The following is a 15,221-nucleotide window of genomic DNA, read 5'->3' as shown; positions in this document are numbered from 1 at the left end:
ATGGCTACGCGCGTACGCGTCATGATCGTCGAGGATTCGCCGGTGGTGCGGCAGTTGCTGGCCCACATCATCGGCCGCGACTCGCGCTTCACCGTCGCCGCCGCCGTCGCCTCGGGCGAGGAGGCTTTGAGCGAGTTGGGCCGCGTGCGGCCGGACGTGATCTCGATGGACATCCGCCTTCCCGGGATCGACGGGCTGGAAACGACCCGCCGCATCATGGGCGAGCACCCGACGCCCGTGGTGGTGGTCGCAGACGCTGTGGAGGACGCCTCCCTCAAGATCTCCATGAACGCCCTGCGGGCGGGCGCCCTGAGCGTGGTTGAAAAGCCGGTGGGGTTGGGCAGCGGGGATTATGAGCGCGTCGCTCAGGATATCTGCACCCAGCTTTTCATCATGAGCAGCGTCCCCGTGATCCGCCGCCGCGAGATCGGCGGCCGTCCAGCCGCCTCACCGCCCTTGCCGATCCATGCGGCCCGGCCGTTCGCCGGCCTCGGTTACTTAGCGCTCGCCGCGTCGACCGGAGGCCCGCCGGCGCTGGCCCGCGTGCTAGACGCGCTGCCGGCCGACTTTCCCGCGCCGGTGTTCATCGTGCAGCACATGGGTCCGGCCTTCATGGAGGGCTTCGCCCAATGGCTTGACGGCCTCAGCCGACTGAAGGTCGGGCTGGCGGTCGAGGGCGAGGTTGCGCGGGCTGGCCAGGCCTATGTGGCGCCGGGTGACCATCACCTGACCGTGGCGGCCGGCGGCGTGATGCGCCTGAACCGTGAACCGGCCTTCGCCGGCCAGCGACCGTCGGCCAATGTCCTTTTGCGATCGCTCGCGAAATCAGCCGGCGCCCAGACCGTCGGCGTCATTCTGACCGGCATGGGTGAAGACGGCGCGCAAGGCTTGCTGGAACTTCGCATGGCCGGCGGTCACACCATTGTCGAGCATCCCTCGACCACCGTCGTGAACGGCATGCCAGGCGCCGCTGCGCGTCTGGGCGGCGCGCGAGAAATCCTGCCGCTGGATCGCATCGGCGGGCGTATCCTCGACCTTGCCGCCAGCGGCGCGGCCGGCTGGACCCCAGGGCGATGAGCGAAGGCGCGCAAATCCTTGTGGTCGAGGATTCCGAGACCCAGGCGCTGGCCTTGCGGCGGGTCTTGGAGGCCGAGGGCTTCACCGTGCAGACGGCGACCAGCGCCGAGCGGGCGCTGGAGATGCTGAACGAGCAGGTGCCGGACCTGCTTGTCGCCGACTTCCACCTGCCCGGCATGGATGGCCGCGAGCTGTCGCGGCAGATTCGGCTCAATGGCAGGACCCGCGCCCTGCCGCTGCTGATGTTGACCAGCGCCCGGGAGCTTGACCTGGAGCGTCAAGGCCTGGAGAGCGGCGCCGACGCCTATGTGCCGAAGGCCGCGGGCATGGATGTCGTGGTGGCCCGCCTGCGCACCCTGCTGCGGCCAGCGCTCGTCGCGCCCCGGCCCGAACGCGGCGACGCTTTCCGCCCCGGCGTGCTGTTGGTGGTCCATGACAGCGCCACCCAGCGACTGCGCCTCTCACATCTGTTGGCCCACGAGGGCTACGAGACCCTCTCAGCCTCGACCCTGGACGAAGCTGTGGCCCTGGCGACCGACGCTGTCGACTGCGTCGTAGCGCCCTTCTCAGGCCTCGGACTGCCAGAATTGGAGCTTTGCCGAAGACTGGACGCCTTGCGCATGACCCGCGCCGCGGGCTTCCAGATCGTGGTCATCGGCCCCGGCGCGGATCGGCCTAACGATTTGGCGGCGACCTTCGGCGCCGGCGCCGACGGCGTGGTGGCCAGCGACGATGACGACGATGTGCTGAAGGTGCGGATCCGCGCCCTGATGCGCCGCAAGCTGCTGGCCGACGAAAACCGACGCGTCGACGAAGCGGAGGCCCGCGCCGCGGTCGCTGATGAACTGGCCGCCGCCAATGGCCGTCTGCGTGAGGCCCAGGCCCAGTTGGTGCAGTCCGCCAAGATGGCGTCGCTGGGCGAACTCGTCGCCGGCATTGCGCACGAAATCAACAATCCCTTGGCCTTCATCCTCGGCCACCAGGACACGATTGAACGGCTGAGCGCCAACGCGCTCGAAGCCCTGCCGCCGGATTCGCCGCCGGCCGTGGACCTCACCAAGGCGCGCGACCGCCTCGCCTCAATGCGCATCGGCCTGCAGCGTATCCAGGAGCTCGTCTTGAACCTGCGGAAGTTTTCGCGTCTGGATCACGCCGAGAAACAGGACCTCGATGTCGCAGATGCGGCTGAAACCGTCCTGGCGCTGCTCAAGCCCAAACTCGGCGCCATCGAAATTCAGCGCGATATGACGGCCAAGGGCTTGCTTCATGGCTCACCGGCGCTGTTGAACCAGGTGGTGATGAACATTGTCGCCAACGCCGCCGACGCCCTGGACGGCGCAGGCGTGATCCGGATCGCCACGGCGAACGATGGCGAGACCTATCGAATCGACATCGATGACTCTGGTCCCGGAGTTCCCGCCGACGTCCGTGAACGGATCTTCGAGCCTTTCTTCACCACCAAGCCAGTGGGCTCAGGCACGGGCCTGGGGCTCGCCATCGCCTATAACGTCGTCAAGGCGCATGGCGGCGAGATCCTGGTCGGCGACAGCCCGCTGGGCGGCGCGCGCTTCTCCTTGATGCTGCCTGTCGGGCGTTCCCTATGACCGGGACGCCGCAGCGCGCGCATCTTCTGTTAGTGGACGACGAGCCGGACATCTTGGTCGCGCTGACGGATCTGCTGGAAGACACCTACGAGATCTCGACCTTCACCTCGCCGCCAGAGGCCCTGGCCTTCCTGGCCGCCGGCGCGGCGATCGACGTGATCGTGTCGGACCAGCGCATGCCGCAAATGACGGGCGACGTCTTCCTGGCCCAGGCGCGCACGCTTACGGACGCCGACGCCATCCTGCTGACGGGCTACGCAGACCTGAGCGCAGTGACCGCCGCCCTGAACCAGGGCGGCATCGTCGGCTACGCCGCCAAGCCGTGGGAGCCCAAGGGCCTGACCGCCATGATCGCCTCGGCGGTCGAGCGGCGCACTTTGCGGGCCGCCCTGGCGCGTGAACAGGCGCTGTTACGGGGCCTGATGGAAAGCCTGCCCGCCGCCGTCGCCTTCAAAGACGCTGACGGCCGGTTCGTCCAGTTGAACGACGCGAAGGCGCAAGCGATGGGCGTGGTCCGCGAGATGGCGCTTGGCCTGCGCGAACAGCAGGTGACCGGCGCGGCGCCCGGCGAGGCCGAGACCATCGCGCTGAGCGAAGGGCGCACCGTCCAGGTGGTGGTCGAGACCGAGGGCCCGGCGCCGCGCTGGACCCAGTTCACCGCCGTGCCGATCGGGCCGACGGCCACGCCGACCCATGTCGCGATCGTCGAACACGACATCACCGAGCAACGGCTGGCCGAGCAGCAATTGCGTCAATCGGACAAGCTGCGGGCGCTGGGGACCTTGGCCGGAGGCGTCGCCCACGATTTCAACAACCTGCTCACCGCGATCCTCGGCGGCCTGGAACTCGCGGCGCGCAAGCTTCACGATGAAGAGGCCGTCCGCCGTTACCTGGATAACGCGACCCTCGCCGCCCAGAAGGGCGCAGCGCTGACCCAGCGCCTGCTAGGGTTCAGCCGCCAGACCGACAGCCGGCCGTCGGTGGTGCGCATCGGCGAGTTGATGGACGGCGCGCAGGACCTTGTCGTGCGCACCTTGGGCGCCTCGGTGGCCACCGACTGGCGGATCGACGACGACCTCTGGCCCACGGCTATCGAGGCCGACCAGCTTGAGCTCGCCCTGCTGAACCTGGCGATCAACGCGCGTGACGCCATGCCTGGCGGCGGCGTGATCACCCTGACGGCCCGCAACCTGACCCTCATCGATCCACAGCCGCCCCTCGACGTAACGCCTGGCGACTATGTGGTCTTGAGCGTCGGCGACACCGGCGAGGGCATGACGCCCGAGGTCATGGCCCGCGTCCTCGAACCATTCTTTACAACTAAGCCCGTCGGCAAGGGCACCGGCCTTGGCCTGCCCATGGTCTACGGCTTCGCCCAGCGCTCCGGCGGCGCTCTGACCATCGACAGCGAGCCGGGCGCCGGTTCGACCATCTCCCTCTATCTGCCCCGATGCGCAGACCCGCTCGCCGGCGACGCCGCCGAGACCGGCGCGCAAGACGCGAGAGGTTCAACGCGGGCCTGCGTCCTCGTGGTCGATGACGAGCCGGCGGTGCGCGGGGTGACCGCGTCTTTCCTGAACGATCTCGGCCACGCCGTCGTGGAGGCTGAAGGGCCCGATCGCGCCCTGGAGATCCTGCAGGCGCGTGACGATCTGGATCTCGTGCTGGTCGACTTCGCCATGCCCGGCATGAATGGGGTCGACCTTGCGCTCCGTGCGCGCGCCCTTCGCCCTGGCCTGCCGGTTATCCTGCTGACCGGCTACTTCGATGTGGAGGCCGCGCCCAAGGACATGCCAGTCCTCTACAAACCTTTCACCGAGGCGACCCTGCGCCGCGCCGTCGATGAGGCGCTGGCGGATCCCATCGCTGGCTGACGCCGCTGGTGACCGCGAGGCCGGCTTAGGCGTCCATGTACCCCTGACCCAGAAGCCGCTTCAGCTGCACCAACGCCGACCAGGCGTCGCGCCGGACCTGCAAGACGAGATCCAACACCTGGCCGTCCTGGGCGACCGCACGCCAGAGGTACATCCGGCGGCCCGCCACGGTGCAGACCATCTCATCGAAACGCCAGCGCGGCTCAGACGAGGCGAAGCTGCGGGGCGCCGGCCTGGCCCGCTCCATCTGCTCGGCGAACTTGATGGTCCAGCCGCGGATCGCTTCGGAAGAGACTTCGACACCGCGTTCGCGCATCCGCTCTTCAACGTCCTTCAAGCTGAAGCCGCGCCTTATGTAGAGCCCCACAGCATAGCGGATCACATCGGCGGGATAGCGGTGCCGCTTGAAGGTGGTCGGTTCGGCGGTGATGTCCTGATGCAACATGGTCTTTGCCCCGGTCGGACGACCCTGCGTCCGCAAATCTTTGAAAGTGGTGAGGAACGGTCAGGCGACGCCGGCGAGTTCCCAGCCTTCGCGGGCGATGTAGGCGTAGGGGATGGTCCCGTAGCCTGGACCAAACGGCGAGGCGTAAGCCCAATTGGGACCCAGGCTGTTGCGGACCACGAAGTAGCCCCCGCCCGGATAGTCCGCCTTGTCCTGGTAGCCGACGATGCAAAGAGCCTGGCCGCCGATCACCGGCTCCTCGCCCAGGCGCATCGTGATCCGTCCCGTCTGGCGGACGCCCTCGTTCCGAGCCCAGCTTGCATAGACCGGAATGGTGACCGACATCAGCCGACCGCTAGCCAGGGCGTTTTTCGCGCCGCGAACGTCGTTGGCCGCCAGGACCAACGGCGCGCAACGCGCAGATGCGCCGACCAGAGTCTGCAGCGCCCGCAATTGACCGGAATCCCCATCTTCGACGCGCATCGCGTGGCGCCGGATCAGTTGGTCGGAAAGGGGCTCGGCGTCGCCGTTGCGACTGCAGTGGTGCGCGTAGACTGTGGAGACCGCTACTGCGATCGACGCAGAGTTCTGGGCATGGCCGCAGAGAGCTGGCAACTCGGCGATTCGATTGACCGCGGGAGGAACCACCGCCGGCGCCTGCAGCGGGGTCTGCAGGGCGTCGATCTCGGCCTCTGCGGCCGGCGTTGGGGCGCGGGCGCCGAAGCTGCGTTCCTCGCAGGGGACATTGGCAGGGTTGAAAGCATCCCAATCCGCCTCACGCCGCGTCGCCGCGATCGCTTCGGCCAGCGCCCCCCGATCGACGCCAAGACCCTCAGCAAGCCGGTCTTCCATCCCTTCGACGGCGACGGCGCCCAGCAACTGGGCCGAATCGAAGAAGCCGAACCCGGCAAGGCGCTTGGCCAGCCACGGCGCCAACCCCACGCAATCGCGCAAGTGCTTTGGATCGCTATGCAGCATCTTGGAACCCCGCCGCGCCGCGCGGCCTTCGCGACGGCGCCAACGACAGCACCATGCGCTCATGGCGCGCGCGCATCGGTCGCGGGTGTCACCCCGCCTGGGTGAGATTCCGCACACAACCGCAGGATGCGGCGGGAGTATACTACGGCAAGCTTGACCATCCAGGCCGACAACCGGCAGTTTAGCCAGCCGGCGGCCAGGGGTTAATGCGAGGGACGGGCTTAAAGATGTCGGACAAGGGGCGGCCTGGGCTGCTCGATGTGCTTGATCAGGACGCGCAGCGCGACCTCATCGCGCGCGCGAGAACGATGCGCGTGCGCAAGGGCCAGTTCGTCCTGGCGCGCGGTGAAACCTCTACGGAAGTGTTCCTGGTGCGCGAAGGCCGCCTGAACGTCCTGCTCTACGCCAGCGACGGCCGGGAGGTCTCTCTGCGGGAGCTCACCGAGGGCCAGCTGTTCGGCGAACTATCCGCCATCGACGGTGAGACCCGCTCGGTCGGCGTCGTCGCCCTGACGGACGCGCGGCTGCTGGCGATTTCCCAGTCCGTCTTCCAGGCCCTCGTGCGCGACAACGTGGCCGCAGCCGGCTGGCTGGTTCGACGGCTGACCTCGCAGGTTCGCAGTCTGACCGACCGGGTTTTCGAACTCAGCGCGCTGAACGTCCGCGCACGGTTGCACTGCGAGTTGATCCGCATCGCCCGATCGCGCGGGTCGGAGGACCAGCCCGCCCCAACCCACGCCGAGCTCGCCAACCGCATCGGCACGCACCGCGAGGCCGTCACGCGCGAGTTGAAGGTCTTGGCGGATCGCAAGATTATCAAGAGCGGCCGGCGACGGATCGAATTTCTGGATATGGCCGGGCTTGAGGAGGTGGTCGCCGCCAACCTCCGCGCGCCGGTCGGGGAGGAAGGCTGGTGGTGAACCCGACCGGTCGCACGCACACGACTCTTGGCCGGCAGTCTGTTCGTACAGCCGTCACCAGCAAGAGCTGGCTGACATGGATCCTCGGCGTCCTGATCAAGGTTCCGTGGATCAAGCGCTTCATCAACGACTTCGTCATCAACATGGTGTCGTCGTCCTCCGCCCCCCGACCGTTGCCCTTTTCACTCTGGGGGCCGCGCGGCCAGCCAGGCGCGCCGCCACTGGCCTCGCCCGACGCCGGCGTCTCAGCGAACTACATCTCCTGGCCCGGTCTGGTCGACCGCAGCTACTCCGGCCGCCACCTGCCGGAGGCCGATGCGGCCTTCACCGCCAACCTGCCGGCGATCGAGGCCGTGCGGCCGTTGTTCATCCGCGGCCCGCAGATGATACCGTGCCCGCAGAGCTCGGCCCTGTTCTGCTTCTTCGCCCAGTGGTTCACCGACAGCTTCCTGCGGACAGACCCGGACGACTACCGCAAGAACACCTCGAACCACGAGATCGATCTCTGCCAGATCTATGGTCTGAGCGAGGCCGACACGCAGCTGCTGCGTCTGGGCCGCGGGGGCCAGCTGCGTTCCACGCCTGGGATTGACGGCGAGTTTCCCAGCCGGCTGTTCGACAAGGACGGGCTTCGCGTGGCCGACGACTTCCTGGGGCTGAGCTACGTCAACCCGGTTACCGGAGGCTACAGGCACCCCGTACTGACGGGCGTTTTCGACACGCCGCAACGCCGCAAGCAGTTGTTCGCAGGGGGTCTTGAACGCGCCAATTCGACGATCTTCTACAGCGCGCTCAACACACTCTTCCTGCGCGAACACAACCGACTGGCCCGGGATATCGCCCAAGCCCATCCGAACTTCGACGACGACCGCCTGTTTGAGACGGCCCGCAACACGACCATGGTCGTGCTGCTGAAACTGATCATTGAGGACTACATCAACCTGTTGTCCGCGGCGCCGATCAAATTCTTCGTCGACGTGGGCAAGGCCGAAAAGCGCAATTGGTATCGGACCAACCGCATCAGCGCCGAGTTCAACCTGCTTTACCGCTGGCATTCCCTGACGCCGGATCTCGTCACCGTCGACGGCGAAGCGCTGAGCGGCGAACAGTTCCGCTTCAACAACGAGTTCTTGCAGCGCGCGGGCGTCGCCTCTGTGCTTTCGGACGGCGCGCTCCAGCCGGCGGGCAAGATCGGCCTCAAGAACACGCCGCCCTTCCTGGTCGACGCCGATGTAGCGGCGATCCAGAAGTCGCGCGGATGGAAGCTGCGCGGCTACAACGACTATCGGCAGGCCTTCGGCCTGCCGCGCCTATCGACCACCCTGGAGCTGACCCGCGACGCGGGCCTCGCCCAGCAGTTGGACAACCTCTACGGCGACGTCGATGGCATCGAGATGATGGTTGGGCTTCTGGCCGAGGCCCGTGCGCCAGGCGCGCCGCTGGGCGAGTTGATGCGCCTGATGGTCGGCTCCGACGCCTTCACCCAAGCGCTGACCAATCCGCTGTTGGCGTCCCATGTCTTCGGCGAGCAGGCGTTCACCTCGGTCGGCATGGCTGCGATTGAGGCCACCAGCACCTTCGACGATGTGGGCCAGCGCAATCTGCGTCTCAACGGGCGCACCCTGTCATTCCACCACCCCTGACGGAGGCCGCCGTGAGCGAAACCGTGACACCAGCGCTTCGCCCTCCGCCGGGCTCCTATGGCCTGCCGTTCCTGGGCAAGGTGTTCGGCACGGCGGAATTCTTCCTGTTCGGCTGGGAGCAGTATTTCGCTCGCCGGCGCGATATCCATCAATCTACGGTCTTCAAGGTGAACCTTTTCCAGCCGACCATCGCGGTCCTGGACCAGCAGGGGATCGCCCCGCTGTTCGCCGACAAGACCCTGATCCAGGACTACGGCTTCAGCTGGGCCGTGCCACCGCGCCCGCTGGTCGGCGACGTGACGCCGTCGATCTTCGAACATGGGCCGGCGCACGACGACCCAAAGGCCTTCTACCTCGCGCTCATGGCCGCACGCGGACCGGCCCTGCCGGGGGTGTTCGACGCGGTCGCGGACGAGTTCTTCGGCCGCTGGACCAAGCTCGAAAAGTTCGACTGGCAGGGCGAGATCGAGGACATGGCGGTCAGCCTGATCTTCGAATGGCTTCTGGGCGCCCGGCCCAGCACCGCCGACGTCCGGCTGATCTATGGCGGCATCTTCCTGCACATGGCCGCCTGGGCGGAAAGGCCGTTCCCCAACTCCAATTACAATCGATCGTTGAAGGCCTATGGCCGCCTGGTGGACTTCATCCGCACCTCGCCGCGTTACGGCGAGGTCGAGGCGCTCGCCCGCAGCCACGGAGTCAGCGCAGAGGCGCTGCCGCACCAGCTCGCCTTCCTGCTGGGGATGAACGGTTTCCTCGGTACGCAGTCGATGCTGAAATCGATCGTCGGCGAGCTGAGCCGCCAAGGCGGTTTGCAGGACGACCTACAGGCTCGGCTCGTCGCCGGCGACCTGGGCGCCATCTTCACCGATAGTCTGCTGGACGGCGTGATCCGCGAGGTGCTCCGGCTGCACCCGCCGGTGTTCTTCATTTTCGGGCGCGCCACCGAGGATCGGGCGCTTTCCACAGCCTCCGGCGACTTCGCCATTCGCAAGGGCGAGCTAGTGATGGGGGTCATCCCCTTCGCGCTTGAGGATCCGAGCGTTTATCCCGATCCCCTCGCGTTCGACGCAAACCGCTATGTCGAGGCGCAGGCGCGCGAGGCCCTGATTTGGTCCCGTGGGCCGCACGATCAGGCTGTCAGGCCCGACGACAAGATTTGTCCCGGCAAGGACCCGGCCGTGCTGATCGGCAAGCTGTTCTGCGCCCGCCTGGCGACCGGCTACCGATGGCGTTTGGTCGATCCGCCGCACTGGACGCGGAAGCATTATGGGTTGAACGTAGCCGCCCCGGTCGGCGCTTTGGCCCTGGAGAGCTTCGAAGCCATCCCATGAGTGAACCGCCGCGGAACGGCGGCGGCGTATCGGACACCGGCGCCGCCTTCCTGCAGGACGCCGAGCGGCGGCAGGTGACGGTGGTGTTCTGCGACCTCGTGGATTCCAGCCGGCTATCCGTTCGCCTCGACCCGGAAGACCTCCGAGATGTGCTGCGCGCCTATCAGAGCGTCTGCGTCGAAGCGGTGCGCCGGCACGACGGCTTCGTCGCCCAATATCTTGGCGATGGACTGGTCGCCTACTTCGGACATCCCGTCGCACGTGAAGACGCCGCCGAACAGGCGGTGCGCGCCGCGCGCGAAATGATCGAGGCCGTCCGCGCGATCATCGCCGATGGCGCCCCGCTGAACGCGCGGGTCGGCATCGCCACGGGCCTCGCCGTCGTCGGGGACGTCCTGGGCGCGGGCGCTTCGCGCCAGACCGCGATCACGGGACCGGTCGCCACGCTCGCCGCGCGGGTCCAGGCCGAGGCCGGTCCGGGTGAAGTCATCATCGCTGATTCCACCCGCAAACTGGCCTTCTCCGCCTTCGAACTCGAGGATCTGGGGGAACGAACCCTCAAGGGCATCGATCAGCCGGTCAAACTGTGGCGGGCCGGCGGCGAGCGCCAACACGAAACGCGGTTTGAGGCCGCGCGCGACGGCCTTACCGCCATGGTTGGCCGCGAGGCGGAGCGCGACGCCCTGGCCGAGGCCTGGCGCTTGACCACCCAAGGCAAGCCGCAGGCGGTCTTGGTGCGCGGCGAGGCCGGTATCGGCAAGTCGACGCTGATCAGCGACTTTCTGGACGCAATCAAGACCGACTTCACCGTGATCGCCATGCAGTGTTCGAGCCGGCACGTGCAAAGCCCCTTGCACCCGGTGATCACGCGGATGCAGCGAATCCTGGGGTGGGTCGAAGGCGTCTCCGAAGTTGAGCGAGAAGAACGCCTCGCCGCCTTTGTCGACCGGCGCGGCCTGCCCGACACCGCGCCCCTGTTGCGCGAGTTCGTCGCCCCGCCCAGCGCCAGCGACAGCGCCATTTCGGCCCCGGTCGCCCAGCAGCGCCGCCGCGACACCTTGAGCGCTCTCATCGACCTGATGCGACGCAACGCCCAGATCAATCCGGTGATCGTGATGATCGAGGATATCCACTGGGCCGACCCATCGACGCACGAATTCCTCGGGCAAATCCTGAGCGCGGTCGACCACGACCGAGTCATGCTGCTGGCGTCCAGCCGACCTGACGCGGCCCGGGCATGGATGCGGATCAAGCCGATCACCATCCTCGACCTAGATGTCGTTTCCAAGAAGGTTGTTCACCCTTGTCCAGGGTGAGAGTCCGCCGATGCCGGCGTGAGGTCGGCTGAGGTTGTAGGCGTCGATCCAGGGTCCGATGGCTTGGGCGCGTTCAGCCGATGAGCTGTAGGGCTTGGCGTAGGCCCACTCCCTGAGGCTGGTCTGGATGAAGCGCTCGGCCTTGCCGTTGGTCCTGGGCGTGTACGGCCGGGTGCGGACGTGGCGGGCGCCGGCGGCCTGCAGGGCGTTGGCGAAGAGCTTGGAACGGTAGGCCGAGCCGTTGTCGGTCATCACCCGCTCGACGCGGACGCCGCAACGGCCGAGCCAGGCCAGGGCGCGTTCGAGGAAGCCGGTGGTGTCGAGTTGGCCTTCCGAAGACAGGATCTCGGTGTAGGCCAGGCGCGAAGCGTCATCGACGCAGACGTGCAGGAAGTCCCAGCCAGCGCGGCGCGAGCGGCCGAGCTGGCGGTCGCCGGTGACGCGGTGGCCGGCGACGTCGAAGCGGCCGAGCTTCTTGATATCCAGATGGATCATCGCGCCCGGTCGGCTGTGCTCGTAGCGGATCACCGGCGGCTTCGGATCGAGCGCGGCCAGCTTGCCCAGCCCCTGCCGGCGCAGGATAGCCCCCACCGTCGAGCGGGCCATGCCCAGCGTCCGGGCGATCGCCGGACCGGTCATCCGCTGACGCCGCAGTTGCTCGATCTCAGCCACACGAGCCGCAGCCACCTTGCGCGGACATCGTCGCGGCGCCGAGCTGCGGTCGTGATGCCTTCGCTCGCCGCCGCGACGATGCCGGGCGATCCATTTGCGCGCTGTCCGCAGCGACACCCCTGCCGCCTCCGCCGCCGCCTTCGCCGTCCAGCCTTGCGACACGCGCCGCGCCAGCAGCGCTCGACCCCCAGGCGTCAGACGGGCATTCTGGTGGACGTTCATCCGGGACCTTCCGGGTTAGGAGTTGGAGCTTTGCAACCCCAGCCTCTCAGCCCTGTCCCGGGTGAACAACCTTCATAGCTTCGACACCTAGACCGCCTCGGGCCCGACCAGGCCCGCCGCATCATCCGCCAAACCGGCGGCGATATCGCGCAGCCGCTGATCGAACAGATTCTCGCGCGATCCGACGGAGTGCCCCTCTATCTGAAGGAGCTGTCGCGCGCCGTGGCCGCGGACGGCGAGGCCCGCCCCGCCGGCGGCATTCCGCTCAGCCTGCACGACGGGCTAGCCGCACGGCTCGACCGGCTTGGCGCCGCCAAGCTGACCGCCCAGGTCGCCGCCGTACTCGGCCGAACGTTCGCCGCCGACTCCGTCGCCGAGATCGCGCAACGCCATCCCGCCGCCGTGACCGCCGATCTCTCCACCTTGGAGGCGGCCAATCTGATCGCCCCCGTCGATCGCGGCGACCGACGCGAATACGCCTTCACCCACGCCCTTTTGCAGGAAGCCGCTTACGACGGGCTGCTGCGCAATACCCGACGCACGCTGCACGCGCGCGCGGCGCTGGCGCTGGAATCCCTGCGCCCTGACCTGGTGGCCGCCGAGCCGGAGATCCTCGCGCAACACCATGAATTGGGCGGGGACCCTCTGACCGCCGCGCGCTACTGGCTGATGGCTGGGCAGCGGGCGCAGAGCCGGGCCGCTAACCTGGAAGCCATCGCTCACCTCGGCCGAGGCCTCGAGGCCATCGCCCAGGCTCGAGAGTGGACCGATGGCGAAGCGCTGGAATTCCAGCTGCAGCTTGCGCTCGGCCAGGCGGCCTACGTCCTTCACGGGCCCGCACACCCCCGCACGGTGGAGGCCTATGCGCGCGCCCAGGATCTTGTCGAAGCGGTCGGCGATCCGGAACTGCGCGGCCGGGTCCTCTACGGCATCTTCTCGGGCTACCACTTCGCCTCGAAGCTCGATCTCGCCGAACCTCCGGCCCGGCTGATGCTGGAACTGGCGATGCGCGAGAACCGGCGCGGCGACCTATGCCAAGGCTACAGAATGTTGGGCTACGTCGCCTTCTTCCGCGGCGAACACGCCGAGGCGCGAAGGCGTTTCACAGCGCTCGCCGATACCTATCATCCGGAGGACCACGGCGCCCGGGCCTATCACTTCGGGGCCGACTGCCTGGTGGCGGGCGAAGGCTTCCATGCTGTCAGCCAAGCGGTGACCGGCGACGCGGCTGGCGCGATCGCGCGGGCCGAAAAGAACCTTCACTTCGCGCTCACCCTGCAGCATCCGGCCTCGCTGGGCTGGGCCTACGCCGCGGCCTGCTACGTGCGCTATTTCGCGGACGATCCGCACGGCGCGCTGGGCCTGGCTGAGGAAGGCGAAGCCTACTGCATTGAGCACAATGTCGGCTCCTGGCGTCCCCACTGTCGGCTGTTTGCGTTGTGGGCCCGTGGCCGGCTTGAGGGACGCAAGGACCGCGTCGCCCAAGTGCGCGAGGCCATGGGCGCGGCGTCCGCAGGCAACAAGCTGGGGCTGTGCCTTTTCCGTCTTGTGCTGGCGGAATTGCTGCTCCGCCAGGGCGACGGCGAGGAGGCTTTCAATGAGGCGGAACTGGCGCTTGAAGACGTCAACCAGACCGGCCAGCGCGTCTTCGAGCCGCAGGCCCTGCTGATCCGCGCCCGGTCCCTGGCGGCGCTCCACGGCGAGCGTGAAGCGGTGCGCGAGGCCTTCGCCGTGGCCGAGGCCATTGCCCGGGCGGCGGGCGCTGCGCCGGCCGAACGGCAGGCCCGCGACGCCCTCGCCGAGCTCAGCTGACCCGGGCCGCGACGCCCGAATGCTTCAAGCGCGGCTGGACGACGGCGTAGACTAGGACCCCTGCGATCAAGGCGGCGTTCAGCGCAAACGGCGCGTTGCGATCGTGCTGATAGATGAGGACGAAGAAGGGCGCGAGGACATTGATCCCCGCCAACATGGCGATGATGCCCGCGACCCGGCCCTGTTCGCGCTGGGTGACGGATAGCGACAGACCGGCCGTGTAGCCTGGGCGACCGAAGCTGAAGCCGATGCAGGAGGCGGCGTATCCCGCCATGATCCCCCACATGTTGGTCGAGGTCAGGATCAGCAAATGGCCAAGCAGAGCCACGCTCGCACCCCACTTCATCAGATCCTTCGGCTTCATTTTGAACAGCCGGATCAGACCCCACTGGGCGACGAGGCCTGAGGCTGCGCCAAGCATCATGGCCAGCGTGACTGACGCCTGGGCCTGCATGGGAGGCGCGCCAAGGGTATCGATGATCAGAAAGGGCAGGATTTGAGCCTGAGCCCCCTGGGCCACGCCCATGCCGGCGCCGAACAGAACAAAGGGCATGATCCGCGCATCGCGCCAGGCGCGCGCTGGCGCGGCCTCCGCCTCGGCGACAGAGGCCGCGGTCTCGACCTCATCGTCGAAGTTGATCTTCGGGCCCTCGTTCAGAAACTGGAGCACGAGCACCAAGGTGATCCCTGCGATCGCCGCGAAACCGAACATGGGTCCGGACAGTCCGACGAGGGGAAGGATGAACAGGGGCGCGATCAGCGGCCCGATGATGGTGCCCAGCCCCTGCGCGCCCGCGAGGCTGGAGATCGCCCGGGTGCGCGTCTCGCGCGGGGTGCGCTCAGCCACGTAGGCCTGGCCCGACGGCAGGATCGCGCTACCCACCAGGCCGAAAATCGAGCGGGCGGCGATCAGGCAAGGCGCGATGATGAACCAGGCCGCCAGTTTGTGCAGGCCGCAGGCGACGACCACGCCGACGAGGGCCATGGAGACCGTGTAGCCGGCGAGCCCCGTGATGAGCACGGGCTTGCGGCCGATCCGGTCGGCGGTGCGGGCCCAGAAGGGCGCGACAGAGGCCAGGAAGATGCCGGAGATCGCGAAAGCCGCGGCGATGAACGGATCCGGCAGCCCGATCTCGCGGCCGATGCCCGGCAGGACCGAAATCAGCCCCATGTTGCCGACGGCCAGGATGAAATAGCTGGCGAAGACGAGGCCGAACGAAAAGCGGGAAATGCCGCTATCAACGCCAGTGTCCCCGGCCCGCTTGCGCGCGGTGCGGTCGGTCACGATTTCCCCCTGCCAGCGGCCCTTACGCGCGCACGCCGC

General features: G+C 67.7%; 12 protein-coding genes. 8 read left to right on the top strand and 4 right to left on the bottom strand.

The features are described 5' to 3' along the window. The 3 genes from cheB to BN1313_RS05085 are packed head-to-tail and all read left to right on the top strand — an operon-like array spanning position 1 to position 4,555. Positions 1-1,077, top strand: a complete 1,077-nt coding sequence (cheB, locus tag BN1313_RS05095) for a chemotaxis-specific protein-glutamate methyltransferase CheB (protein WP_091737334.1) — start codon at positions 1-3, stop codon at positions 1,075-1,077. Further along, the gene (locus BN1313_RS05090) at positions 1,074-2,681 is read left to right on the top strand and encodes a response regulator (protein WP_091737332.1); all 1,608 of its coding nucleotides are present in this window, start codon (positions 1,074-1,076) and stop codon (positions 2,679-2,681) included. The genes cheB and BN1313_RS05090 overlap by 4 nt, the downstream gene beginning before the upstream one ends. Next, positions 2,678-4,555: a response regulator gene (locus BN1313_RS05085; RefSeq protein WP_091737329.1), complete on the top strand. Its 1,878-nt coding sequence runs from the start codon at positions 2,678-2,680 to the stop codon at positions 4,553-4,555. Before BN1313_RS05090 ends, BN1313_RS05085 begins: the two co-directional genes overlap by 4 nt. A gap of 25 nt (positions 4,556-4,580) precedes the next feature. Here BN1313_RS05085 and BN1313_RS05080 read toward each other — a convergent pair whose 3' ends face one another. Both BN1313_RS05080 and BN1313_RS05075 read right to left on the bottom strand, forming a co-directional pair. Beyond that, entirely contained in the window at positions 4,581-5,000 is a 420-nt protein-coding gene (locus BN1313_RS05080) for a DDE-type integrase/transposase/recombinase (protein WP_091737326.1), read from the bottom strand. Between the two features lie 60 nt (positions 5,001-5,060). Beyond that, positions 5,061-5,978 (bottom strand): C1 family peptidase, encoded by a 918-nt coding sequence (locus BN1313_RS05075; RefSeq protein ID WP_091737323.1) that lies wholly within the window; start codon positions 5,976-5,978, stop codon positions 5,061-5,063. 227 nt (positions 5,979-6,205) lie between these two features. Here BN1313_RS05075 and BN1313_RS05070 point away from each other — a divergent pair, with 227 nt between their 5' ends. From BN1313_RS05070 to BN1313_RS05055, 4 genes are read left to right on the top strand one after another with little or no spacing between them, the layout of a single operon-like run. Beyond that, positions 6,206-6,898, top strand: a complete 693-nt coding sequence (locus BN1313_RS05070) for a Crp/Fnr family transcriptional regulator (RefSeq protein ID WP_176695895.1) — start codon at positions 6,206-6,208, stop codon at positions 6,896-6,898. Then, a complete protein-coding gene (locus BN1313_RS05065; protein WP_091737319.1) occupies positions 6,892-8,541 on the top strand; it encodes a peroxidase family protein in 1,650 nt (549 codons plus the stop codon). Before BN1313_RS05070 ends, BN1313_RS05065 begins: the two co-directional genes overlap by 7 nt. Before the next feature lie 11 nt (positions 8,542-8,552). After that, positions 8,553-9,875 (top strand): cytochrome P450, encoded by a 1,323-nt coding sequence (locus BN1313_RS05060; RefSeq protein WP_218054309.1) that lies wholly within the window; start codon positions 8,553-8,555, stop codon positions 9,873-9,875. Then, positions 9,872-11,191 (top strand): adenylate/guanylate cyclase domain-containing protein, encoded by a 1,320-nt coding sequence (locus tag BN1313_RS05055; protein WP_176695894.1) that lies wholly within the window; start codon positions 9,872-9,874, stop codon positions 11,189-11,191. The genes BN1313_RS05060 and BN1313_RS05055 overlap by 4 nt, the downstream gene beginning before the upstream one ends. On the opposite strand, the gene BN1313_RS05050 is transcribed toward BN1313_RS05055, so the two are convergent. Continuing rightward, entirely contained in the window at positions 11,147-12,085 is a 939-nt protein-coding gene (locus BN1313_RS05050; protein WP_091737313.1) for an IS481 family transposase, read from the bottom strand. The genes BN1313_RS05055 and BN1313_RS05050 overlap by 45 nt on opposite strands. Positions 12,086-12,274: 189 nt before the next feature. Between BN1313_RS05050 and BN1313_RS05045 the strand changes: the two genes are divergently transcribed. Beyond that, positions 12,275-13,897, top strand: coding sequence for an ATP-binding protein (locus BN1313_RS05045; RefSeq protein WP_091737310.1), 1,623 nt, complete (start codon positions 12,275-12,277; stop codon positions 13,895-13,897). Here the strand turns inward: BN1313_RS05045 and BN1313_RS05040 are convergent. Continuing rightward, positions 13,890-15,182 (bottom strand): MFS transporter, encoded by a 1,293-nt coding sequence (locus BN1313_RS05040; RefSeq protein WP_176695893.1) that lies wholly within the window; start codon positions 15,180-15,182, stop codon positions 13,890-13,892. The two genes, BN1313_RS05045 and BN1313_RS05040, sit on opposite strands and share 8 nt — an antisense overlap. Between the last annotated feature and the right edge of the window lie 39 nt (positions 15,183-15,221).

The organism is Phenylobacterium immobile (ATCC 35973) (assembly GCF_001375595.1).
Classification (GTDB): Bacteria; Pseudomonadota; Alphaproteobacteria; order Caulobacterales; family Caulobacteraceae; genus Phenylobacterium; species Phenylobacterium immobile.
Note: the sequence above shows the minus strand (reverse complement) of the source record. Positions and strands in the feature narration are given on the sequence as shown.

What these genes read in the sequence shown, in the direction of transcription:
- BN1313_RS05075 (WP_091737323.1), bottom strand. Translation starts at nt 5,978, where the DNA reads ATGCTGCATAGCGATCCAAAGCACTTGCGCGATTGCGTGGGGTTGGCG.
- BN1313_RS05055 (WP_176695894.1), top strand. Translation starts at nt 9,872, where the DNA reads ATGAGTGAACCGCCGCGGAACGGCGGCGGCGTATCGGACACCGGCGCC.
- BN1313_RS05085 (WP_091737329.1), top strand. Translation starts at nt 2,678, where the DNA reads ATGACCGGGACGCCGCAGCGCGCGCATCTTCTGTTAGTGGACGACGAG.
- BN1313_RS05080 (WP_091737326.1), bottom strand. Translation starts at nt 5,000, where the DNA reads ATGTTGCATCAGGACATCACCGCCGAACCGACCACCTTCAAGCGGCAC.
- BN1313_RS05050 (WP_091737313.1), bottom strand. Translation starts at nt 12,085, where the DNA reads ATGAACGTCCACCAGAATGCCCGTCTGACGCCTGGGGGTCGAGCGCTG.
- cheB (WP_091737334.1), top strand. Translation starts at nt 1, where the DNA reads ATGGCTACGCGCGTACGCGTCATGATCGTCGAGGATTCGCCGGTGGTG.
- BN1313_RS05090 (WP_091737332.1), top strand. Translation starts at nt 1,074, where the DNA reads ATGAGCGAAGGCGCGCAAATCCTTGTGGTCGAGGATTCCGAGACCCAG.
- BN1313_RS05070 (WP_176695895.1), top strand. Translation starts at nt 6,206, where the DNA reads ATGTCGGACAAGGGGCGGCCTGGGCTGCTCGATGTGCTTGATCAGGAC.